At 42.7% G+C, this 22869-nt stretch carries 22 protein-coding genes and 1 pseudogene; 19 read left to right on the forward strand and 4 right to left on the reverse strand.

The genetic code is table 11. The annotated features are described in order from the left end of the window. The first annotated feature begins 36 nt into the window (after window positions 1–36). From essC to NST16_RS02230, 13 genes are all read left to right on the forward strand, one after another. Entirely contained in the window at window positions 37–4524 is a 4488-nt protein-coding gene (essC, locus tag NST16_RS02170) for a type VII secretion protein EssC (protein ID WP_340883724.1), read from the forward strand. Further along, window positions 4521–7748 (forward strand): type VII secretion protein EsaA, encoded by a 3228-nt coding sequence (gene esaA, locus NST16_RS02175; protein WP_340883725.1) that lies wholly within the window; start codon window positions 4521–4523, stop codon window positions 7746–7748. Before essC ends, esaA begins: the two co-directional genes overlap by 4 nt. A gap of 31 nt (window positions 7749–7779) precedes the next feature. Beyond that, on the forward strand, window positions 7780–8232 hold the full coding sequence (gene essA / locus NST16_RS02180; protein WP_340888258.1) for a type VII secretion protein EssA: 453 nt from the start codon (window positions 7780–7782) through the stop codon (window positions 8230–8232). A 63-nt stretch (window positions 8233–8295) separates the two neighbouring features. Beyond that, window positions 8296–9027: a (S)-benzoin forming benzil reductase gene (locus NST16_RS02185; protein ID WP_286058041.1), complete on the forward strand. Its 732-nt coding sequence runs from the start codon at window positions 8296–8298 to the stop codon at window positions 9025–9027. 197 nt (window positions 9028–9224) lie between these two features. Then, window positions 9225–9755: an HD domain-containing protein gene (locus NST16_RS02190; protein WP_010331704.1), complete on the forward strand. Its 531-nt coding sequence runs from the start codon at window positions 9225–9227 to the stop codon at window positions 9753–9755. A gap of 184 nt (window positions 9756–9939) precedes the next feature. After that, on the forward strand, window positions 9940–10176 hold the full coding sequence (locus NST16_RS02195) for a YuzF family protein (RefSeq protein WP_010331703.1): 237 nt from the start codon (window positions 9940–9942) through the stop codon (window positions 10174–10176). A 259-nt stretch (window positions 10177–10435) separates the two neighbouring features. Beyond that, complete coding sequence (locus NST16_RS02200; protein ID WP_229149095.1) at window positions 10436–11545, forward strand: AI-2E family transporter; 1110 nt, start codon at window positions 10436–10438, stop codon at window positions 11543–11545. Between the two features lie 59 nt (window positions 11546–11604). Beyond that, window positions 11605–11826 (forward strand): spore germination protein, encoded by a 222-nt coding sequence (locus NST16_RS02205; RefSeq protein ID WP_010331701.1) that lies wholly within the window; start codon window positions 11605–11607, stop codon window positions 11824–11826. A 73-nt stretch (window positions 11827–11899) separates the two neighbouring features. Further along, on the forward strand, window positions 11900–12148 hold the full coding sequence (locus NST16_RS02210) for a YueH family protein (protein WP_010331700.1): 249 nt from the start codon (window positions 11900–11902) through the stop codon (window positions 12146–12148). 70 nt (window positions 12149–12218) lie between these two features. Next, window positions 12219–12617, forward strand: coding sequence for a YueI family protein (locus tag NST16_RS02215; RefSeq protein WP_168748645.1), 399 nt, complete (start codon window positions 12219–12221; stop codon window positions 12615–12617). 96 nt (window positions 12618–12713) lie between these two features. Beyond that, the gene (locus NST16_RS02220; protein ID WP_268447268.1) at window positions 12714–13265 is read left to right on the forward strand and encodes a cysteine hydrolase family protein; all 552 of its coding nucleotides are present in this window, start codon (window positions 12714–12716) and stop codon (window positions 13263–13265) included. A 15-nt stretch (window positions 13266–13280) separates the two neighbouring features. Beyond that, window positions 13281–14750, forward strand: a complete 1470-nt coding sequence (locus NST16_RS02225) for a nicotinate phosphoribosyltransferase (RefSeq protein WP_010331697.1) — start codon at window positions 13281–13283, stop codon at window positions 14748–14750. Between the two features lie 135 nt (window positions 14751–14885). Continuing rightward, entirely contained in the window at window positions 14886–16115 is a 1230-nt protein-coding gene (locus NST16_RS02230) for an EAL and HDOD domain-containing protein (RefSeq protein WP_010331696.1), read from the forward strand. On the opposite strand, the gene NST16_RS02235 is transcribed toward NST16_RS02230, so the two are convergent. Further along, window positions 16091–16459, reverse strand: a complete 369-nt coding sequence (locus tag NST16_RS02235; RefSeq protein ID WP_010331695.1) for a hypothetical protein — start codon at window positions 16457–16459, stop codon at window positions 16091–16093. The two genes, NST16_RS02230 and NST16_RS02235, sit on opposite strands and share 25 nt — an antisense overlap. A gap of 460 nt (window positions 16460–16919) precedes the next feature. On the opposite strand from NST16_RS02235, the gene degQ reads away from it, so the two are divergent. The 6 genes and pseudogenes from degQ to NST16_RS02265 all read left to right on the forward strand — a co-directional run bounded on the left by degQ (window position 16920) and on the right by NST16_RS02265 (window position 21708). Beyond that, window positions 16920–17060 carry a degradation enzyme regulation protein DegQ gene (gene degQ, locus NST16_RS02240; RefSeq protein ID WP_010331694.1) on the forward strand — a complete coding sequence of 47 codons (141 nt, stop codon included), beginning with the start codon at window positions 16920–16922 and terminating at the stop codon, window positions 17058–17060. A gap of 207 nt (window positions 17061–17267) precedes the next feature. Next, a complete protein-coding gene (locus NST16_RS02245) occupies window positions 17268–18125 on the forward strand; it encodes a polyprenyl synthetase family protein (RefSeq protein ID WP_340883728.1) in 858 nt (285 codons plus the stop codon). Further along, window positions 18094–18267: a competence pheromone ComX gene (gene comX, locus NST16_RS02250; RefSeq protein WP_326130752.1), complete on the forward strand. Its 174-nt coding sequence runs from the start codon at window positions 18094–18096 to the stop codon at window positions 18265–18267. Before NST16_RS02245 ends, comX begins: the two co-directional genes overlap by 32 nt. A gap of 13 nt (window positions 18268–18280) precedes the next feature. Continuing rightward, the gene (locus tag NST16_RS02255) at window positions 18281–20584 is read left to right on the forward strand and encodes a histidine kinase (RefSeq protein ID WP_340883729.1); all 2304 of its coding nucleotides are present in this window, start codon (window positions 18281–18283) and stop codon (window positions 20582–20584) included. An 80-nt stretch (window positions 20585–20664) separates the two neighbouring features. Continuing rightward, window positions 20665–21310: pseudogene (comA, locus tag NST16_RS02260) on the forward strand (two-component system response regulator ComA). 17 nt (window positions 21311–21327) lie between these two features. After that, window positions 21328–21708 (forward strand): hotdog fold thioesterase, encoded by a 381-nt coding sequence (locus NST16_RS02265; RefSeq protein ID WP_339177933.1) that lies wholly within the window; start codon window positions 21328–21330, stop codon window positions 21706–21708. 38 nt (window positions 21709–21746) lie between these two features. Here NST16_RS02265 and mnhG read toward each other — a convergent pair whose 3' ends face one another. The 3 genes from mnhG to NST16_RS02280 are packed head-to-tail and all read right to left on the reverse strand — an operon-like array spanning window position 21747 to window position 22865. Then, window positions 21747–22121: a monovalent cation/H(+) antiporter subunit G gene (gene mnhG, locus NST16_RS02270; protein WP_010331688.1), complete on the reverse strand. Its 375-nt coding sequence runs from the start codon at window positions 22119–22121 to the stop codon at window positions 21747–21749. Further along, window positions 22105–22389 carry a Na(+)/H(+) antiporter subunit F1 gene (locus NST16_RS02275; protein WP_024122677.1) on the reverse strand — a complete coding sequence of 95 codons (285 nt, stop codon included), beginning with the start codon at window positions 22387–22389 and terminating at the stop codon, window positions 22105–22107. Before NST16_RS02275 ends, mnhG begins: the two co-directional genes overlap by 17 nt. Continuing rightward, window positions 22389–22865 carry a Na+/H+ antiporter subunit E gene (locus NST16_RS02280; RefSeq protein WP_010331686.1) on the reverse strand — a complete coding sequence of 159 codons (477 nt, stop codon included), beginning with the start codon at window positions 22863–22865 and terminating at the stop codon, window positions 22389–22391. Before NST16_RS02280 ends, NST16_RS02275 begins: the two co-directional genes overlap by 1 nt. Window positions 22866–22869 lie beyond the last annotated feature (4 nt).

The following is a 22869-nucleotide window of genomic DNA, read 5'->3' on the forward strand; positions in this document are numbered from 1 at the left end:
CGCACGCCGTATTTCGGCCGTTAGGGGGTTCGCCATTTGAGTCTATTATGGGTTTTCTACCAGCAAAACGTCCAAAAACTAAAACTGTCTGACCTCCCTGCGTCCCAGCCGGTGACCATAGGGCCAGATGTGAAGGATTCCATTACCATCGGCACCATTCCGTTTGAGAACGGAGTAATTTCTCTTCAGAGGAAGGAATCCGGCAGCCAGTACGATGTTTTCCTGGGAAATGATTGCCTAGGCAGTCTTGAAACTGATGCATCATTTTCTCTTCAAACGGACAAGCAGGATATCCGTCTGTTTTTAATTGCCGGCAAGCCTGAAAAATCCGTTTATTTTACAGGAAACAGAGACGAGATGACATGTTCCTCAGAAAAGACAGCAGCAGATATCTACTTGAACGCGAATGATTTTGCTTTTGCGGAGCAAAGCACATTTTCGTTACTGCATATCGGCAAGAAATGGTCGATTCTCCCAGAAAGCGGGAATGTGTTCTTGAACGGAGAGAAGGTAATAAGTGCTGCACCGCTCAAACCGGGAGATGAAATATTCTGGAATTTTACGCTAATGAGAGTAACTGAACAAGACCTCTTAGAAATCGTTCATTACACACCGCTTGAAACAGTGTTAACCAAAACGGTCAAACCAAGCACAGAAATGCAGAAAAAATATCCGCAGTACAGAAGAACGCCGCGGATGGTGTACGATTTGCCAGATGACCGTGTGTCCTTCAGTTTTCCCTCTCAGGAGAGCGATCAAACCAATAGAGGGCTGTGGCTCGTCATCCTGCCTCCGCTTGTGATGCTGATTGTGATGGGCGTTGTCGCCATCATCCAGCCGCGCGGCATATTTATACTCGTTTCTTTGGCGATGTTTATGATGACCCTTATTACCTCGACCGTTCAATATTTCCGGGATAAAAACCAGCGGAAAAAACGCGAGGAAAAGCGGGAACGCGTGTATAAGCTTTACTTAGATAATAAGAGAAAAGAGCTTCAGGCACTTGCTGAAAAGCAAAAGCAGGTTCTTGACTTTCATTTTCCTTCTTTTGAACAAATGAAATACTTAACAAGTGAAATCAGTGACCGAATTTGGGAAAAATCACTCGAAAGCAAGGATTATCTCCAGATTCGGCTCGGGACCGGAACAGTTCCTGCAAGCTATGAAATCAATATGAGCGGCGGAGACCTGGCGAACCGTGATATTGATGACCTTATGGAGAAATCGCAGCACATGCAGCGTGTCTATAAGGACATCCGCAATGCGCCGGTTACGGTGGATTTGGCGGAGGGGCCGATGGGCCTTGTCGGGAAATCTCAGATTGTTAAGAATGAGATTCACCAGCTGATCGGCCAGCTGTCGTTCTTTAACAGCTATCACGATTTGCGTTTCGTTTTTATTTTTCATGAAGAAGAGTATAAAGACTGGGAGTGGATGAAGTGGCTTCCGCAATTTCAAATGACCCATATTTATGCAAAAGGCTTTATTTATAATGAACAGACCCGTGACCAGCTCCTGTCTTCTCTTTACGAATTGATAAGAGAACGTGACTTGGAAGAGGACAAAGAAAAAGTGCAGTTTAAACCGCATTTTGTTTTTGTCATTACAAATCAGCAGCTGATTTCAGAGCACGTCATTCTTGAATATCTGGAAGGACAGCATGAGCATCTGGGTATCTCTACCATTGTCGCTGCGGACACAAAGGAAAGTTTATCAGAAAACATTACGACCCTTGTCCGCTATATCAACGAAAATGAAGGCGACATTTTAATACAAAAGAAAAAAGCGGTAAGAATCCCGTTCAGGCTCGATCAACATCAGCGCGAGGACAACGAACGGTTTTCACGCACGCTTCGCACGCTGAACCACCAGGTGGGCATTACGAACTCCATTCCGGAAATGGTCTCGTTCCTAGAGCTTTTCCATGCGAAGGAAGTAAAAGAAATCGGAATCCAGCAAAGATGGCTGACGAGTGAATCGTCGAAGTCGCTGTCGGTGCCGATCGGCTATAAAGGGAAGGATGACATTGTACATCTGAACCTTCACGAAAAAGCCCACGGGCCGCACGGTTTGCTCGCGGGGACAACAGGTTCGGGGAAAAGTGAATTTCTCCAGACCTATATCTTGTCACTTGCTGTGCACTTTCACCCGCATGAGGCGGCTTTCTTATTAATTGACTATAAAGGCGGAGGAATGGCGCAGCCGTTCCGCAATATTCCCCACCTGCTCGGCACAATCACCAATATTGAAGGCAGCCAAAACTTCAGTATGCGTGCGCTTGCTTCGATTAAAAGCGAGCTGAAAAAAAGGCAGCGTCTGTTTGATCAATATCAAGTCAATCACATCAATGACTATACAAAGCTGTACAAGCAGGGGAAAGCAGAAGTAGCAATGCCGCACTTATTCTTAATTTCCGATGAGTTTGCAGAGCTGAAAAGCGAAGAGCCTGATTTTATCAGAGAGCTTGTCAGTGCCGCACGTATCGGCCGAAGCCTCGGTGTACATTTGATTTTGGCTACACAGAAGCCGGGCGGTATCATAGACGACCAAATCTGGAGTAACTCGCGCTTTAAAGTAGCGCTTAAAGTTCAGGATGCTACTGATAGTAAAGAGATTTTGAAAAACAGCGATGCCGCGAACATCACTGTTACCGGACGCGGTTATTTGCAGGTCGGAAACAATGAAGTGTACGAGCTGTTCCAATCCGCCTGGAGCGGGGCCCCTTACTTAGAGGAAGTTTACGGAACAGAGGATGAAATCGCAATTGTCACCGATACCGGCCTGATCCCGCTTTCTGAGGTCGACACCGAAGAAATGGCGAAAAAAGAAGTTCAATCAGAAATCGAAGCAGTGGTTGACGAAATCGAACGCATTCAAGAGGAAATGGGAATCGAGAAGCTGCCGAGTCCTTGGCTGCCGCCGCTTGCGGAACGTATCCCGCGCACCCTTTTCCCATCAGAAGAAAAGGACCATTTCCACTTTGCTTATGTTGATGAACCTGATCTGCAAAGACAGGCACCGATTGCTTATAAAATGATGGAAGACGGAAATATCGGCATTTTCGGCTCCTCAGGCTATGGAAAATCGATTGCAGCGGCAACATTCCTGATGAGTTTTGCAGACGTCTACACGCCTGAAGAGCTTCATGTCTATATCTTTGATTTCGGGAACGGAACGCTTCTGCCATTAGCGAAGCTGCCGCACACGGCGGATTACTTCCTGATGGATCAGTCGAGAAAAATTGAAAAGTTCATGATCCGGATCAAAGAGGAAATTGACCGCCGAAAACGTCTGTTCCGTGAAAAAGAAATCAGCCATATCAAAATGTACAATGCGCTGAGCGAAGAAGAGCTTCCATTCATTTTCATCACAATCGACAACTTTGATATCGTCAAGGATGAGATGCATGAGCTTGAATCGGAATTTGTCCAGCTTTCCAGAGACGGACAAAGCTTGGGGATTTACTTCATGCTGACGGCGACGCGCGTAAATGCTGTCCGCCAGTCGCTCTTGAACAACCTGAAAACAAAGGTTGTCCATTACCTGATGGATCAATCCGAGGGATATTCCATTTACGGACGGCCGAAGTTCAGCCTTGAGCCGATCCCGGGGCGCGTGATCATTCAAAAAGAAGAGCTTTATTTCGCCCAAATGTTCCTGCCTGTTGAAGCAGAGGATGATATTGGCATGTTCAACGAGCTGAAAGCAGAAGTGCAGGTTCTTCAGGATCGCTACGCTTCACTTCAACAGCCGGCTCCGATTCCGATGCTGCCGGAAAGCCTGTCGACGAGAGAGTTTTCTCTCCGCTTCAAGCTGGAACGCAAGCCTTTATCTGTGCCGATCGGGCTTCATGAAGAAACCGTCAGCCCGGTGTACTTTGACTTGGCTAAGCACAAGCATTGCCTGATATTAGGGCAGACACAGCGAGGAAAAACAAACGTCTTAAAAGTGATGCTCGAGCATCTGCTTGATGATGAAACGGAAATGATCGGTTTGTTTGACTCGATCGACCGCGGTTTATCCAAATATGCAAAAGAAACAGATGTCGCATATCTGGAAACAAAAGATGATATTGAGCAGTGGATTGAAACAGCAGAAGACATTTTTAAAACAAGAGAAGCAATGTATGTAGAAGCCGTTCGCCAGGGAGACGCACAAAGCTTGCGATTCTCTCAAGTGGTTCTAATGATTGACGGAATTACGAGATTCCAGCAGACGATTGATACGAGAATTCAAGACCGTTTGGCGAACTTTATGAAATCTTACGCGCATCTTGGCTTCAGCTTTATTCCGGCAGGCAATCACAGTGAGTTCTCCAAAGGCTATGATTCCCTGACGACTGAGATGAAGCAAATCAGACACGCTATCCTGCTGATGAAAAAATCTGAACAAAATGTCATTCCTCTTCCGTACCAAAGACAGGAGCCGGAGATTCAGCCGGGCTTCGGATATGTTGTGGAAAACGGGAAGGAGCAAAAAGTTCAAATTCCTTTATGTTCTGCTGAAAGGGAGAGTGCTAGATGACAGAACAACGAAAAAACTTAATCAAGTTAATATCCGCCGTCATCATTATTTTGCTGCTGCCGGTTTTGTTTTTCCGATTTATCGGGGAAGATCCGACGAAAAAAGCAGCCAATTCCACGCGGCAAATCGCAGTGGTGAATGAAGACACAGGCGTATTGAGTGATGAGGTGAAAGCGGACGATGAAGATGATCAATCCGCCCAGTTCGGTAAGGAAGTAGCTGCCGTTCTGGGGGAACGTCCTGATTATTCTTGGACGGTCGTGAACCGAAGTGCAGCGGAAACAGGCCTGAAATCGAAAAAATACGATGCGATCGTCTACATTCCCTCAGATTTCTCAAAAAATATTTTGAGCTACGACAAAGAGCGTCCTCAAAAAGCCACGCTTGAGTTCAGCATTCAAGATAACCTGAATGCGGTCAACAAAGAAAAAGTGCAGCGTGAGCTTGAAGATGCCCAAAAAACAATGAACAAAAAAATGTCGGCCTTATATTGGAACTTTGTCTCACAAAAAGTGGACAATATCAGAGGAGAGTTTGACAAAATCGTCAATAAAGAATCTGAATTCCAAAATGTCATGTACAATTTCTACAAACCAAGCTCTAACGATTTAGCAGGTGAAATCAAACGCCAGAAAGACCTAATCGATGAGCTGAAGAAATCAATGAATGAAGCCCAAGGCACGACAAAAGAAAAAGCTTCGACAGCGGAGGAAGCAAAAAACACCCTGAAAGACTTCGTTGATACTGTGGAACGATACAAAGAATATCAAGAAAATCAAAAGAAGCTGCTATTGGCAGCCCAGGATTCAACTCAGCAGCAAATCCAGACAGGATTGGATGCCATTTCAGCACAGCAAAAGGCCAATCAGTTCAGCGAGCAGATGAGCGGCCTGTCAACAGGTATCAGCCAAGTGAAAACAAAGCTTGGACAAACCAGCACAGTTCTGGCAGCCGCCCAGCAAATCAGGGAAGGCCAAGTGCCTCAGCAGGAACTTGGTATGGCGAAGATACAAAGCGATTTAATTAACCAATACCAGACCGCTTCAAGACAGGCAGCTTTAAACCAAGTATACGGACTGCTTGTTGAAGCGCGCGAGGCGCTCACTGTTGCGAAAGCTGACCCGCAGCCTGATGGAGATGATGGTTCAGATGATGAAGATAAAGACCCGAACGAAGAAAATCCTGAAGAACTGAAAATCGATCTTGAAAAACAGCGTGAAGAATTGAAAAACATTGCCGCTGACATTCAAGATATTTCAGACAATCTGAAGGAGCCTGAAAAAGAGGATCCGACACCGGAGGACCCGGGAACTGAAAAACCGGGAACAGACGAGCCGTCCACTGACAAGCCGGATCATCCAGATGACGGAGGCAGCACCATTCCCGATGATACACAGGGAGACACCGGAAACGATGATAACAGCAGTGATACCGGGAATGACGGGCAAACGGACGGCAATACTCAGGATCAAGACCAGCAGCAGGGAACAGACGGTCAGGAGCAGAACGGAGATGCCTCCAATGGTAAGTCAGACAGCGGACAAACCGAAACGGGCACATCTGCCGAACAGACTGCTTCATCTGACTCAGCCCTTCAATTTATCCAGCTGGCAAATGAAGACGGAACCGGAAGCGACGGAGACACAACAGAGCCCGGAAATGAAGATCAACCAGGAAATGACGACATTTCTGATATCGCAAAAGCAAAAGAACAGCTCAGCAAAGCGTCTGAGCGAATCAAGCAAATTGAAGAAGAGCTCAAAGAAAAAGAAACTGCCCATAATGAAGAGCTGAAAAAGAAATTAGAAGAACTAAAAGAGCAAATGGATGGTCTTAATGATGAAATTGATGACTTGAAAGACCAAGTAAAAAAGCTAGAAGGTAAACTTGAAAATCTTGAAGCGAAACGGAAGAGGGAGTTCGAAGGGATTTACAGAGCGATTCGCGAGCTGGAGAATAAAGATCAGCTTCAATTCCCGGGGGAAATCAACACAGAAAGCATCTCCGATTTAATGAGATACTATAAATATTTATCTGTGTATGACTCTGTATTATCCGGAACGATAGACAGCACTGCAAAAAACTATGCCATTGACGGCCAGCAGGGCAACGTCAAATCAGTCCTAGCCATCAAACCGGAAGAATCAGCAAGCTGGGAAGATCTCAAAAACAACACGATGCAAACCGATGAAGACATCGACAATTTCATCAATGGCATGACCGAGTTTGCAGACAACTACGGCAGCTATATCCGTGATTCTCAAGCCGGTGTTCTCGATGAACTGACGAAAATCTCTGAAAGTGCGTCTAAAGCGTCAGAACAGCTTGTAACCGGTGCAGCGCAGGAATCTGCAACGTTCAATAATGATGGTCTGTCAGGCACAATGGCACTGAGCGTGCAAGATACGGTCGGCCAGGAAGTGCTGCAAATGTCAGACGTGATGGGCTCATTATCTGAACGCCAGTCAGGCATTATTGATTACACAACCAACATGCAGCAAAGCGTAAATGATGTACAGACGAAAGCTGACACATTAAATAACAACTGGGGTAAAAATGTTGCCTCCACGAAGCTTGTACGCAGTGACGTATACGGCATTCTGGGCAATACATTAGTAGATGGCCAAAACAACGGCTATGTATATGATTACTTGGCAAACCCGCTTAAAATCAGCGGTCAGGTTCCGGAAGAAAAAATTCAGACGGTGCCGCCGGTTGTCATCCTGGTTATTATTTTGATCAGCAGTCTGTTAATCGGATATTTCAGCTCGTATTACCAGAATGCGCCGCTGCTCGTCAAAGGAGCGCTCTTCGGAATTCTGAATATCCTTGTCGGATTGATGATCAGCTTGTTCGGTTTGAATATTTATTCACTGCCGGACGATCAGACGATTAAGTGGTCTGTGTTTACGATTTTATTGCTGGTCGCGAGCTCTGCCTTTATTCGGGCGGCATTCCGATTCGGATCAATTCCTGGATGGGTTGCTTCAGCGGCAATGATTTTATTCTATGTTGCGCCGCTTATTGACTTGATTATGCCCAACTTCACATTTGAGGATCCGGTGTCGAAGGTATATATCGACATCCAGTACGGAACAGGGCATTTGTTTACAATGGGAATATCGGTTCTGCTGATCATTACGTTGATTGCAGCGGCTCTGCCGCTTGTCATTCGCTTGATAGCAGAAAAAACAGCGGAAAGCGATGAAACGTATGAAGCGTAATCGCAGCTTGGAAAAGGGGATCATGATATGTATGCTCTCCTTTTCCCTTTTCATACCCTCTGCCGCTGCTGCCGAAACCGAAGAAAATACGGATGTCGCGCCAAACCAATATGAGAAGAAAGACATTGAAATCGATACAAATTATTTGCATGAAGATTCTTCCTATGAGGAGAAAACAGAACTGCCTGAGGAACAAAAGGATATCACCTTTGAAAAACCGAAGGATCGGGACGCCGAGCTGATAAAGGATTTGTTTACAACAACAGATGCCGAGGGCTCCAACACCATCGCGGCTCAATCTAAACAGCTGGGGATTACATTTTCCGAGAAACCGATCACAAAAGCGTCATCAACGGAAATGGAAGAAAAAGAATCATCTTCACTCGTGCTTCCGATCATCTATATTGTGCTGATTCTGCTGGGAATCGCAGGCATTGTTTTTCTCATACCAAAGGTTATCGTGCAGGATAATAAAAAGGCGTAAGCGCCCGCGCTTGTTTTGCTTAAAAGCGGTCCGTACAATAAGAATGGAAGGAGGAGGTTTCCAATGGAACTTTATATCATCACCGGGGCGTCAAAAGGACTGGGGAAAGCCATTGCATTACAGGCTTTAGAAAAAGGCCATGAAGTCCATGCCCTGTCCAGAACAACAACAGATGTTTCGCATGAGAAACTGACACAGCATCAGATTGACCTGATCAATCTCACAGAGGCTGAACAGCAATTCAAAACATTGCTTTCATCCATCAATCCAGCTGATTATTCAGCCATCACACTGATCAATAACGCCGGAATGGTAACGCCGATCAAACGCGCCGGAGAAGCGTCTCTAGAAGAGCTGCAGCACCATTATCAGCTTAATCTGACCGCGCCCGTGCTCCTAAGCCAGCTGTTTACAAAACAGTTTGCTCTGTACAGCGGCAGAAAAACAATCGTCAATATTACCTCTGGCGCGGCCAAAAACCCATACAAGGGGTGGAGCGCGTATTGCAGCTCAAAAGCCGGACTTGATATGTTTACGAGAACGTTCGGATTTGAACAGGAGGACGAAGAACGGCCGATGAACATGATTTCTTTCTCACCGGGTGTCATGGACACTGACATGCAGGCCGTCATCCGTGCATCATCGAAAAAGGATTTTCACGACATCGAGCGGTTCCGGAAATTGAATGAAACAGGAAGCCTTCGCAGTCCGGCCTTTATTGCCAGCACGCTGCTTTCTTTATTAGAGACAGGCGCGGAAAACGGGCGCATATATGATATAAAAGAGTTTTTATAGAGCAGAGTGAATCTGCTCTTTTTTTATATAGAAAGGCGATAGCTTAAGCGTTCTGGAGTCCGGCTGCATATACTGACTGAAACTCTGCTTTTAGGGTATAACAAACATGAAAACGAAACGAAAATGATATGACATAAGAATTGAGTTTCTCCTCAAATTATGTTAGGATTCTAAAAATATCTAAAGGAGGGGTTTCCATGAGAAAGGTTACATTAATGGATGTCTTCACCCATCCAATTGCACAAAAATATTTACAGCGTTCAGGCGTGGCTCATGCGATTGCCTGCGCCTATCATGCATACAGGCTGTCTGTAAAGGCTGATATCAGCCCTGATTTAGCCACAAAAGCGGCATTGCTGCATGACATCGGCCATTATGAATGGTATACAGACGGAAAGTGGGATTATGAAAAATACAGAAGAAATGACATCCATGCCATTAAAGGGGCGGAACGGGCGCATAAGCTCTTGATTCGTCTTGGTGAAGAACCGAAAGCAGCAAAAGAGATTGCCCTTGCCATTTTGCTTCATACCGATTCCTATCTGCCTGAAGGTGAACTCGATAAAAATACGCTGCAGCAGATTGTCAAAAAAGCGGACGAACTTGATGAAGAACCTGGCGGCCATCACCATTACCGACAAATTGACGAAGCAATCGCACTAAAAAAAATAGAAAAGCTGGACCGCTTAATCGACCAAGCCCAGTCTTCTATCAAAAAGCCTGTATAGATCCCGCCTGTATTCGGAACAGCGTCTGTTTTCTTCGCTGTCTCCGTTTCATTACCTTTCCTTACACCCGCGTGAATCACACTCCCCAATCGTCTCCGCATCCCCTGGTGTTATCCGGTAAGCCTGTGTCATTATCCTTACCCGTGGCATAAGCTGAGATAAAACATATAAAGGGGATTGAAGTATGGCCAACCAAGGTAGTCCGCAACTGGTCTCATTAGTCGATCCTTATGTCTATCAGACCATTAAAAAGCTCATCGGCTCAAAATTCATTATTCAAACAGTACGAGACACGGTCAGAGGCAGACTGATTGATGTAAAACCGGACCATATCATCATTGAAGCAGCCCGAAATTCGGTTTTTTTAATCAGTATCCAGCACATGGTTTCCGTCACGCCAGATTACAGTGAACGGGTGTAACAGTGCTTGCGTTTGAAAAATAGGCGTACACCGGGACGTCCTATTTTTCAGTTAAGCGCTGTAAAAACGCCCCGTCATAGTTGAAAACAGAGACACCTTATGTACATAAGTCAGTCCGGCGTCCCTGCCGTATGTCACAGTCTGCATAATCAACAGTCCATTCACTGATTAAAAGTTCTGATATCAGTTCATTTTTGTTACAATAATGGGGTGCAAGTTCTTTTATCTGTAAGACAAAGAAAAACTAGGAGGAACAAGCTTGTTGAAATCAAAAGTCCATTTTTGGACATTGCAAATTTTATTTGTTTTGCTGATTATTTTCGTAGCAACAAAAGTTTCATTTGTGTTTCAGCCGTTTATCGTGTTTATCACGACATTGTTTTTCCCGATGCTGATCGCAGGAATTCTGTATTTTATTTTTAATCCGGTCGTCCGCCTGCTTGAGAAAAAAATGCCGCGGACATTATCGATTCTGCTCATCTATTTAGTATTTATCGGTTTGCTTGCCTTTGTTTCTGCGGCAGTCGGGCCTGTCATTACATCGCAGGTGACTGGGCTGTTTAACAATCTTCCTGAATATATAAAACAGATTCAGGCATTGACAAAGGATTTATCTCACTCTCAATGGTTTACCTGGATGATGACACAGGATTATGTATCCATATCAAAAATTGAACAGTCTCTGACAAGCTTTCTCCAAAACCTGCCGCAAAATATTACATCCAGTTTATCCGCGGTGTTTGGTGTCGTGACTAATATCACACTTGTCATTATCACTGTTCCGTTTATCCTCTTTTATATGCTGAAGGATGGACACCGCTTTCCGCACCTGGCAGTCAAAATACTTCCGGCTTCATACCGGACAGAAGGTCTAAAAATCTTTAAAGATTTAACCGACACACTTGCTGCATATTTTCAGGGACAGCTGTTAATCTGTCTTTTTGTAGGGACAGCGTGCTTTATCGGATACTTGATAACAGGGCTGCCATATGCGCTGATTCTTGGAATTGTCATGGCCATTACAAATATCATTCCATATGTCGGACCTTTTCTCGGCGCTGCGCCGGCTGTCATTATCGGCTTTATGGATTCACCGGCCAAAGCGCTTTTTGCGATCATCGTGGTTGTGATCGTTCAGCAGCTCGACGGAAATCTGCTTTCTCCGCTCGTTATCGGAAAACGTTTGAATACGCACCCGCTTACCATCATTTTGCTGTTGATCGGAGCCGGAAGCTTCGGCGGCATTCTCGGCATGATTTTAGCTGTGCCGGTGTATGCGGTAGTCAAGGCGTTTTTCTTGAATATCGTGCGGCTAATCAAGCTGCGCCAGCGGTCACGCCTTGAAGAAAACGAACGTCCCGCTGAATAGGCGGGCACCATTGGCTCCTTTCCGCATATGATGCTGTAAATCAGTGCGGAGGTGGGGAAATGCCTGCGATTGTAGGGCCAATATATATTATGTCTATATCAGGTGATGCTGCAGCCAGCTTTGGAGATGTGTTTGCGATTGCGCCGAAAAGCGTTGATCACACAGGTGCTGGGTCTGGCACATTTCAGCTTGGGGATTTTGTGAAGATCAATAACGAATATAGTAAAACAAATTTTAACGATGCCGATATCATTGATGATACCGTTTCGTTTAACGGGTAACAGCCTTTTCTAGAGAGGCTGTTGCTTTTTTATTGTATAATATGGATAGTCTTTTAAATAGCGAGGTCATGTTATGAAAATCAGAAAAGCAAATATCAGCACACAAACAGGAATGATCACTGATGTATATCTGCATGAAAACAGAAAAGAGCTGCATACGCTCGTAGCCGTTCCGCAGCTGGAGTGGAGCACGATAATTTCATACGAGGAAGAAAAATCATCGCTGCCAGAACGGCTGGAGGCTTCTTTGCGCCGGCATACAGAGGAAGAGCCTGCTGGTGAGCTGGCAAAAAAAATCATTCACTGGGTAACGGAAATGTAACAGCCCTTGAAAGTTTAGCCCCCGCAGGATCAGGCGATAATGAAGACAAACAAGACGGGAGGACGAGCTTTTGAGTGATGAAACGCTGGATCTCTATTTACAGCAAGGAATGTACGGGCCGCTGGAAACAAAACCTGACGAGCGCCACTTGTTTTTAGGCTCATTGCGGGAAAGAGTGCTTTTGGCACTGACAAAAGGGCAGGTGCTCAGAAGCAAACCATATGACGAAGCGGAGCAGGCGTTTAAACGTAATAAACATATATCTCTTCTGATCAATGGAGAGCTTCAGTATCAGTCTTATTCCCCTTATGTAAAAATGGCGAACCGAAATGGAGTGCCTTTTAAGGTCGTATCTGATCTTCAGTTTCAGACGCCTTTAGGCCTTGTCATTGCGGCGGACAGTGCGGTAAATCATGAATCTATATATATTCAGGACGACATTTTTAATCGGTCGGTGCTGAAATCTTAAGAGACAAACGGACCGTTTGTCTTTTTATTCATGGCAATTCCCTTACAACGGGAGATAAGATATAATGTTCTCATACTGATGGCGGGGAGGCCGGCTATGAAAAAAGCACTTATTTGTATTGATTATACAAATGATTTTGTGGCGAGTGACGGAAAATTGACCTGCGGGGAGCCCGGCAGAATGATTGAAGAGGCGATCGTCAATTTGACAGAACACTTTATCACAAACGGTGATTACGTCGTATTTGCAGTAGATTCTCACAATGAAGGGGATCAATATCACCCTGAAACCCGTCTGTTTCCACCGCATAATATCAAGGGTACGGAAGGAAAAGACCTGTACGGAAAGCTTTTGCCTCTATATCAGAAACATGCACATGATCATAATGTATATTACATGGAAAAAACGAGATATTCTGCTTTTGCGGGTACTGATTTAGAGCTGAAACTCAGAGAGCGGCAGATTGACGAGCTGCATTTAGCCGGCGTCTGCACAGATATCTGTGTCTTGCATACAGCAGTTGATGCATACAACAAAGGTTTCCGGATTGTTGTGCATAAACAGACTGTTGCCAGCTTTAATCAGGAGGGGCATACGTGGGCTCTTTCCCATTTTGCAAACAGCATCGGAGCGCAAGTGGCAGAGTAAGGAAGGGGAAAAACAGTGTTAGAGTACGGTTTTAAAGATGACAGCCTGTCATTACATACAGACCTTTATCAAATCAATATGGCGGAAACTTACTGGAGAGACGGCATTCATGAAAAGAAAGCGATTTTTGAGCTTTTTTTCAGAAAGCTTCCGTTTGAGAATGGCTATGCGGTTTTTGCGGGCTTGGAAAAAGCCATTGAATATCTGGAAAACTTCAAGTTTACCGATAGTGACCTGACTTATTTACGAGATGAGCTTGGTTATCATGAAGATTTTATTGATTATTTGAGCGGTTTATCTTTTACAGGTTCTCTTTATTCCATGAAAGAAGGAGAGCTGGTTTTTAACAATGAGCCGATTATGAGGGTGGAAGCTCCCCTTGTAGAAGCGCAGCTTATTGAAACAGCTTTGCTTAACATTGTGAATTACCAAACATTAATCGCGACAAAAGCGGCGCGCATCAAGGGCGTCATTGGCGACGAAATTGCACTTGAATTCGGAACAAGACGGGCGCATGAAATGGATGCGGCTATGTGGGGAGCGAGAGCAGCCTTAATCGGCGGCTTCAGCGCGACAAGCAATGTAAGAGCCGGAAAGCGCTTTAATATCCCGGTATCAGGCACACATGCACATGCGCTTGTGCAGGCCTACCGCGATGAATATACAGCGTTCAAAAAATACGCGGAAACGCATAAGGATTGCGTCTTCTTAGTCGACACGTATGATACGCTCCGTTCAGGCATGCCGAATGCGATTAAAGTGGCCAAGGAATTCGGAGACCGGATCAACTTCATTGGCATCCGCCTGGATAGCGGCGATTTGGCGTACCTGTCAAAAAAAGCCCGGAAAATGCTTGATGAAGCAGGGTTTACAGACGCGAAAGTCATTGCATCGAGTGACTTGGATGAGCATACCATTATGAATTTAAAGGCTCAGGGAGCACGCATAGATGTCTGGGGTGTCGGCACGAAGTTGATTACAGCCTATGACCAGCCTGCTCTCGGTGCAGTTTATAAGCTCGTCGCCATTGAAGAAGACGGAGAAATGGTCGACACGATCAAAATTTCATCCAACCCTGACAAAGTGACGACACCTGGCAGAAAGAAAGTGTATCGAATTATTAATCAGTTAAATCATCATTCTGAAGGTGATTACATTGCGCTTTATGACGAGCAGGTGAATGACCAGAAGCGGCTGAGAATGTTCCACCCGGTTCATACCTTCATCAGCAAATTCGTCACGAATTTCTATGCGAAGGATCTTCACGAGCTGATTTTTGAAAAAGGCATCCTATGCTACCAGAACCCTGAGATTTCTGACATTCAGCAATACGTACAAGACAACCTCAGCCTTCTGTGGGAGGAATATAAGAGAATCAGCAAACCTGAAGAATACCCGGTTGATTTAAGCGAGGACTGCTGGAGCAACAAAATGCAGCGGATCCATGAAGTGAAAAGCAGACTTGAAGAAGAGCTCGAAGAATAAAGCAAACTGGCCTTTCGTTCGCGAAGAGGCCAGTTTTTTTGTGGGAATAATATTTTTCATGTTTAGACAAATTTCGTCAAATTATTTGATATACTTAGGGTGGAAAGCCGCGTGTTTTGTAAGGAGGATAAATCAATGAGGGTGTTTGTTGCAAGACAGCCTATATTTAATCGAAAAGAACAGGTTGTCGCTTATGAACTTTTATATAGAGAGAGCGAAGAGAATGTGTATTCCGCTGCAGACGGCGATCAGGCTACAACAGATTTGGTGATTAACAGCTTTTTAAACATCGGAATCGAGAAGCTGACGGAAGGAAAACGCTGTTTTGTCAATTTCACTGAAAGCCTGATGTTTTCGGATCTCCCCACCTCCTTCAATCCAAAACAGCTTGTGATTGAAATCCTTGAAGATATACCGATCACTCCGGCTCTCGTCTCAAGGTGCAGAGAGCTGAAAAAAATGGGGTATACGCTGGCACTCGATGATTTTTACGCGATAAACCCGAAAAATGAAAAATTATTGGAAAAGCTCATGAGCTATATTGATATATTGAAAATTGATTTTCTTAAAACCACCCGAATGGAACGCCGAAACATTTTGCAAACCTACAGCAGTTGCGGCCTGATTTTTTTAGCTGAGAAAGTAGAAACACGCAAAGAATATGAACAGGCGGTGCAAGATGGCTTTCAGTTATTTCAAGGCTACTTTTTCAGCGAACCGCGTATCATCAGCGGCCATGATCTGTCGACCCATTTTTATTCTTACTATGAATTGCTCAACGAATTAAGCAAAGAGCAGCCTAACATCCAGCGTGTAACTGAGTACATAGAACGTGATTTATCACTGTCATATCAAATTTTAAAATTCTTAAACTCTTCTCATAACCGCTTAACCCAAAAGATCGACAGCATTAAGCAGGCTATCATGCTTCTTGGGTTTAACGAAATCAAACGGTGGATATACATCTTATCCTTTAAGGATTTAAGCAGAAAAGGGAATTCCAGCAAACACGAAATCATAAAAATTTCTTTAATGAGAGCAAAACTATGTGAACTGTTGGCAAGAAAAACAGCGCGCCCGCAGCCGGCCTCGTATATGCTGATCGGGATGTTTTCTCTCATAGACACCCTTTTGCACAGAGAAATAGAAGAGATTATTCAAGAATTGCCTTTAATAGATGAAGTAGGTCAAGCATTATTAGGTCATCAAAATGACTATTACCAAATGCTTGAGCTTGTGAAGTTAATCGAAACCAACAATTGGGACACTTGCGGAGAATTAGCAAAAGAATTGGACAAGGAAGAAGCGTACGACTGTTATTTGGAAGCCTTGGAGTGGTGTCATAAGCTCATGGGCGAAAAGTAATTGCGGTCTTCTGACCACCGCAACGCCACGATGATTCGGCTTTGCGTGCTGATTAGGCTGATGTATATGCCATCGGGATTAAAGACCGAATCCACATCATGCCGGACGCCTGTCTGTTTGATCAGACGTTTTACTGTCTGTTTATCTGACTGCTCCGCTGCGGTCATGATGCGGCGCGAAAGCTCCTGTGACCCCGCAATGCGCCTAAGTACAAGCTGAGCATCAGCAAGCAGCCCGGCGGCATCCTGTGCGGAACGGATAAAGGTCGCTGTATTGGCGGCAGGAGCGGGCGGGCGGCGTATGTCGTACGGATAGACGTAGAGCCAAGGATAAGGATATCTCATGGAAGCACCTCGCAAAAAGGGGATATGTCTATATGTATAGATCACTCAGGTGCCGAATATGACAAAGCGAAAAGGCCACAACTTTGCGTTGCGGTCTTTTCGGTGTTTGTCGGTCACGATACGCCAAGAATCGCGTATTAAACTTTGAAAAAGCAGCAAGGGGGACTATAGTCTTACTTGGTGAAACAGTTAAATACAATAAAATCAAAGGAATTAAGAATCTTTCTCAATTCCATCCGAAATCACCGTTTTCACACGTAGAAAAATAGTCCTGTTCTCATTGTGATTCCTTTAAGCACAAAGACCTATTGATATTTGCGGTGTCACGCAGGATCTTTTTGTATACTTTTCGGTGAAAAATAACTCGAAACCAGATACACTATTAGTAACAGATCAAATACCTAGGACTCGTTCACCATACACAATTCATTGATCTTTCAAAAAAAGGAGTGTGGAAACGATGGAAAAGAAACTTGAAGAAGTAAAACAATTGTTATTCCGACTCGAACTTGATATTAAAGAAACGACAGATTCATTACGAAACATTAACAAAAGCATTGATCAGCTCGATAAATTCACATACGCAATGAAAATTTCGTAAAAAAGACTTGGAAACAAGTCTTTTTTTTCGTTCTACCCATACAATAAATGGATAAAGTATTATATGATTGTTAAAAAACGAAAAACCTGCTGTCCTTGAACAAAAGGGTTTAGTAAAATAAAGTGAGGGATTCATATAGCTAAGAAAATAACTCTAAAAGCAGAAAATGTAAAGGTTACAATAAACCATATTCTTAAAAAAAATGGTGTGAATAAAGAATTAAGTAAATATGTTTTAAATTTTGCTGATACAAAAAATAACTTTCCATTCGCCGAGCTAGCTTTAGATCATTACTTGGCTTTTGGAGGGAATGATTTTGAAGAAATATTAGATTTAGGAACAGGGATTGAACTCCTTATCTTAGCGGCAGATATTTTTGATGATATACAAGATAAGGATCGCCCAAATGCAGAATGGATGAAGGTTGATCATGCTGTATCTTTAAATATTGCAACCTTGATTTATACGTTAGCTCTCCAAGTCATATCCTCTAGAGATACGGAAGGGTTACTACTCAAGACAGCTCTAAAATATATCGTCCAAGCCATGGAAGGTCAACACATTGATTTGCTGGATAATACACTAACTGAAAAACAATGTATTGCAATGATAAAGAAAAAATCAGGAGCGTTGACTGCTTTAGCGAGTATGCTGGGTGCTGTACTCGCAACTAAACATCATCAGCCAGATGTAGAACAGTATGCTTTCTATATAGGCATTGCGGCACAATTAAAAAATGATTTATTTGAAATAATGTATATGAATAATATAGATACTCTTTTCAAAAAGACAAACTTGGCAATTCAATTCTTAGAGAAAAAGTTCAATACAGCATCAGTTGAATTGTTAAGAAATAACTTTCGGCAGTCGGAATTAAAACAACTTCTCTTGGAATCTGGAGTTATACATTATATGTCAGTAATGATTAATATATATAATTTGAAAGTTGAAAATGGACTCAAAAAGTCAAATTTAACTTTAGAAAACAAAAACTATTTAATTAACAAAATTTGTGATAAGAGGGTGGATGAAAATGCAGGAAATAGTAAATTATTTAGTTCGTAATCCCGAAATTGTTCAAAAATTGATGAGAGAAGAAGTCAGTATTATAGGTTTAGATAAAGAAGAGGTGAAAGGAGTACTGCTTGGATTTGATCAATTGATCTCAATGAGTTCTAAAGACGAAATATACTGGAAACCGTATTGAAACAGGAGAGAATATGAAATTATCTAAAAATACGTATTCCATTATATTAATTTTACTCAGCATGTCTTATATTTTCTATTTAACTTATATTAATGTAAATAATCTATTTGTAGGAGCCACCGCAAATGTTAATAACAAAGGTCAAATAGAAATTACCAGAGTGTCAGATTACACAATGGCTTATTATGCAGGTGTCAAAAAAGGCGACATTGTAATTAAAATTAATCAGAATCAGAATGTTGAACCAAAAGATTTAAAACAGAATACATTAAAAAACGTTAGATCTATGACAGTTATAAGATCTGGTGAAATAGTTGAAATCAAAAACTTAAGTTTAATAAGTGAAGACAACTTATTTGTTTATTTAATACCTGTTATTTTCTTCTTCGTATGCCTTAGTTGTATTATCCTTATTTTAAAAATTAATAAGGAAAAAAATTTAGTTTCAGCTTTTATATTGAACATCTTTTTACTCACTACTGGTATGGCATATGTAAGTGCGGGAGGTTCGTCAAAAGGAGATCTAATAAGTCGATATGTAAATGTTATAACTTTAATATCCGTACCTGTAAATTATCTCTTGTTTATCTACCAATATATTAAGGAATTTGGATACAAGATTTTTAATGGGAAAATTTTTGTTGTTTTATATACAGTCCCTGTTATTAATATAATATTAGAGTTGTTTAGAAATTGCTTTGATAGAGGAGTTTTGGGAAAGGTTAATTTAGTTTCAATATCTCTTCTTTATTTAATAGCTTTATTTTTCATTGCTGTAGGCTTAATAAAGCACAAAAAAACAGAGCAAGCAAATATTCTTAAGACTTTTCTTTTGATTAATATTTTTGCTTTCTCACCATTTGTATTCTTGTTTGTGGCACCTTACATTATTTTTGATGACTATTATGTTTCTTCTTTTTTGGTTGCGCCTTTTCTTTTATTAATTCCGTTTTCTTTAGTTTATCAATTTATGACTAATAAAATCTATGAAATTGATTTTATCATCGGGCGGTTGAAATATTATAGTCTTTTAGCTGTCACTCCTACTCTGCTTATTATTACAATTTATGACCTTGTACAAGAGCCAAATTCAGAATTTTATACGTTTAAACTAACTTTGCTTACGTATATTATTATGCTGGCTGTGTTTTATTCCAAAGAGCTCTTAGATTTTCGTTTCCGTTTAAAGCGTTTTTCTGAAAAACATAATTATCAGGATAGTATATTCAAGTTTACTCAAATAATTAAAGGAGCTTCATCGTTAAAACAAGTATTCACTGAACTTGAATCTACTCTTCTTGAAGTTTTGATGATTAGTAAAGTATGTGTTTTAGAAGTCGAAGGAGACTTAAATGTAAGATACTTTTTTAATGATAATGAGAAAAAATTATGGGAGCCGTATTCTCATCAATTAGCCGAAACGACCAGAGAAATCGGCAAAATAGTTCAGGTGGATAAAGGTTTTTTTATGAAAATAGGGGAACGGGGCAGTAAATCATACATTGTTTTATGTTTATCATTCATGAATACTCCCAAGCTGACTTGGGATGAGATTTCTTGGTTAAAAACCTTATCATTCTACACAAGCATTACGATGGAGAACGTGCTTAAAATCGAAGAACTTATGAATCATCTCGAAGATTTAAAGAAACAGGAGACAAACCCGGTCTGGCTCAAAAAGCTGATGTTTACCATCGAAGAAAAACAACGTTCCGATCTCGCCCGCGATCTCCACGATTCAGTTCTTCAGGATTTGATTTCATTAAAGCGGCAGTGTGAGCTGTTTTTGGCTGATTTTAAGAAGGATGATGATCCATGCCGTGAAGAGGTGCAGGACAAGCTCGTGCAGATGAATGAGCAGATGTCTGATGTAATTTCGATGACGAGGGAGACGTGTCATGAATTGCGGCCGCAGCTTTTGTATGATTTGGGACTGGTGAAGGCGCTGTCCAAGCTGGTGGCGCAGCAGCAGGAGCGGGTTCCGTTTCATATTCGCTTAAATACCGGCAGATTTACGGCGTCGCTTGATTTGGATTCGCAGCTGAATTTGTACCGGATCATTCAAGAGTTTTTATCGAATGCAGTGAAACACTCTCAGGCGACGGAAGTGCTTATTATGCTGATCAGCATTCAAAACAAAATTGTTCTTCATTATGAGGACGATGGTGTGGGATTTGATCAAGAGAAAACCAACGAACATTCCATGAGTATGGGTCTTTCTGGCATTAAGGAGCGAGTCAGGGCTTTAGATGGACGCCTCCGAATCGAAACAAGTGAAGGAAAGGGCTTTAAGGCCGATATTGAAATGGAATTGTAATGGTTTTATAACGGAAACGACTTGGCATAAGCCAAGTCTTTTTTATAAAATGGAAATGAGTGAGTAAAAGGGAGGAAAACATGAAAAAGATACTAGTGATTGATGACCATCCGGCTGTCATGGAAGGCACCAAGACAATTTTGGAAACGGATTCGAATTTGTCTGTTGATTGTCTCAGTCCTGAACCCAGCGAACAGTTCATACGCCAGCATGATTTCTCATCATATGATCTCATTTTAATGGATTTGAACTTAGGCGGCGATGTCAATGGGATGGAGCTTTCTAAACAGATTTTACAAGAGAATCCTCATTGTAAAATTATCGTATATACCGGTTATGAGGTCGAGGATTATTTTGAGGAAGCGATTCGTGCGGGTCTGCACGGCGCCATCAGCAAAACCGAATCAAAGGAAAAGATCACCCAATACATATATCACGTGCTCAACGGAGAAATTTTAGTCGATTTCACTTACTTTAAACAGCTGATGACTCAGCAAAAAACAAAGCCGGCCCCCTTCCTCTCAAAAAGAACAAGATGTGCTCACACCAAGAGAATGCCTGATTCTTCAAGAAGTTGAAAAAGGTTTTACCAACCAAGAAATTGCAGATGCGCTTCATTTAAGCAAGCGGTCCATTGAATACAGCCTGACGTCGATTTTCAACAAGCTTAATGTCGGTTCCCGGACGGAAGCGGTGTTGATTGCAAAATCAGACGGTGTGCTTTAAATAAGGGAGTGTAAACTATGGATATGAAACATACATTGCTTGGCGCGCTGGGAATAGAAATTGTAGAAAGCACAGCGGAACGCTGCGTGGCAGTGATGCCGGTGGATCACCGGACAGTCCAGCCCTTTGGTTATTTGCATGGAGGCGCTTCAGTGGCTCTTGCGGAAACTGCGGCGAGCGTGGGTGCGCAGCATCTAATCGATTCTAGTACACAAGTATGTGTCGGTTTGGAGATCAACGCCAATCATCTGAAATCTGTCAAGGAAGGAACGGTAAAGGCCGTAGCCGAGCCCGTTCATAAAGGCAGAACGACCATTGTGTATCAGGTTCACATTTATGACGAGCAAGAAAGGCTGATCTGTATATCCAGATGCACGCTGGCTGTCATCACAAAATAAAAAAACAGCCGGAACTCTGCCTGTCCGGCTGCTCATTTTTATAGGTAAGAATCCTCTTTTCGTTTAATCACAAAGTTTCTGATTCCGTTATAGTCATCCTGTACACTTCTTTCATCCAGCTTGACGCCAGAGTTGTACGCAGCTCGGCAGATCAAGTGTCCCCCGACCGGCGACGTAATAAAGATAAAGAAAATCCCGAGCAGAATTTTTGCCGATATCTCTCCTGTTATAAACCACAAAAAGAAGAAGACACCGAGCAGAATCATATTGACGCCTAACGTTGAGCCTTTAGAAGCAGCGTGAGAGCGTGTGTACATATCGGGAAGGCGAAGCGTCCCGAAGGAAGCCACAAGACAAATTAGCGCCCCCATTAGGATCAATATTGCCACTGCTATTTTAGCGATCACGATCATTTTCGATAATCTCTCCTTTCTCTAAGAATTTAGAAAACGCAATGGTTCCGATAAAAGACAAAATACCCAGCAATAATATGATATCAAGAAAAATACTCGTATTCAGCAGGATGGAGACAAGCGCTGTCATCGCTATCAGATTAATGCCGATTGCATCCAGAGCCACAACGCGGTCAGGAACAGTCGGCCCTTTGATGACGCGAACGACATACAACAGGGTGGACACCGCCATAATGCCGAGCGCGATTTGAAGGATTAACGTAAACATCAGCGGCTCACCTCCTGTATGGCTTTTTCAAATGACTCACGAATATCAAAAATCGCTTTTTCCGCATCCTCAATATCCATCGCGTGAATATAGAGAATGGTCCGGTCATCGGAAATATCCATTACCAATGTTCCCGGTGTTAATGTAATAAGAAGTGAAAGCAGGGTAATTTCCCAATCCGTTGTCAGTTCTGTTTTAAATGCGAATATGCCTGGTTTGATATCCAGTTTTGGCGATAGGACTGTTTTCAGCACACTGACGTTGGCAAGGTATAATTCCCTTATAAAGATCAAAAAAAGTTTGATAATCGAAAACATTTTCCAGAGATAAAACGGATGAGCAAGGAAGCGCCGGAAGAAAAAGAGGGAGATCATTCCCAGGATAAAGCCTGTAATGAATCCGGCGGCGCTTCCATCATTGCTCAGGAACATCCAGCAAAAAGCAAGAAACACATTTAATAAAATTTGAAATGCCATGCGA

Source organism: Bacillus sp. FSL K6-1005 (genome assembly GCF_038000225.1).
GTDB lineage: Bacteria > Bacillota > Bacilli > Bacillales > Bacillaceae > Bacillus > Bacillus mojavensis.

Bases quoted from the DNA above. Each gene is read 5' to 3' on its own strand.
- NST16_RS02220 (WP_268447268.1), top strand. From the start codon at position 12,714: ATGAAAAAAGCACTTATTTGTATTGATTATACAAATGATTTTGTGGCG.
- esaA (WP_340883725.1), top strand. From the start codon at position 4,521: ATGACAGAACAACGAAAAAACTTAATCAAGTTAATATCCGCCGTCATC.
- mnhG (WP_010331688.1), bottom strand. From the start codon at position 22,121: ATGATCGTGATCGCTAAAATAGCAGTGGCAATATTGATCCTAATGGGG.
- NST16_RS02185 (WP_286058041.1), top strand. From the start codon at position 8,296: ATGGAACTTTATATCATCACCGGGGCGTCAAAAGGACTGGGGAAAGCC.
- NST16_RS02280 (WP_010331686.1), bottom strand. From the start codon at position 22,865: ATGGCATTTCAAATTTTATTAAATGTGTTTCTTGCTTTTTGCTGGATG.
- NST16_RS02205 (WP_010331701.1), top strand. From the start codon at position 11,605: ATGCCTGCGATTGTAGGGCCAATATATATTATGTCTATATCAGGTGAT.
- NST16_RS02195 (WP_010331703.1), top strand. From the start codon at position 9,940: ATGGCCAACCAAGGTAGTCCGCAACTGGTCTCATTAGTCGATCCTTAT.
- NST16_RS02210 (WP_010331700.1), top strand. From the start codon at position 11,900: ATGAAAATCAGAAAAGCAAATATCAGCACACAAACAGGAATGATCACT.
- NST16_RS02265 (WP_339177933.1), top strand. From the start codon at position 21,328: ATGGATATGAAACATACATTGCTTGGCGCGCTGGGAATAGAAATTGTA.
- NST16_RS02235 (WP_010331695.1), bottom strand. From the start codon at position 16,459: ATGAGATATCCTTATCCTTGGCTCTACGTCTATCCGTACGACATACGC.
- NST16_RS02255 (WP_340883729.1), top strand. From the start codon at position 18,281: ATGAAATTATCTAAAAATACGTATTCCATTATATTAATTTTACTCAGC.
- NST16_RS02190 (WP_010331704.1), top strand. From the start codon at position 9,225: ATGAGAAAGGTTACATTAATGGATGTCTTCACCCATCCAATTGCACAA.
- essA (WP_340888258.1), top strand. From the start codon at position 7,780: ATGCTCTCCTTTTCCCTTTTCATACCCTCTGCCGCTGCTGCCGAAACC.
- degQ (WP_010331694.1), top strand. From the start codon at position 16,920: ATGGAAAAGAAACTTGAAGAAGTAAAACAATTGTTATTCCGACTCGAA.
- NST16_RS02275 (WP_024122677.1), bottom strand. From the start codon at position 22,389: ATGTTTACGTTAATCCTTCAAATCGCGCTCGGCATTATGGCGGTGTCC.
- NST16_RS02230 (WP_010331696.1), top strand. From the start codon at position 14,886: ATGAGGGTGTTTGTTGCAAGACAGCCTATATTTAATCGAAAAGAACAG.
- comX (WP_326130752.1), top strand. From the start codon at position 18,094: ATGCAGGAAATAGTAAATTATTTAGTTCGTAATCCCGAAATTGTTCAA.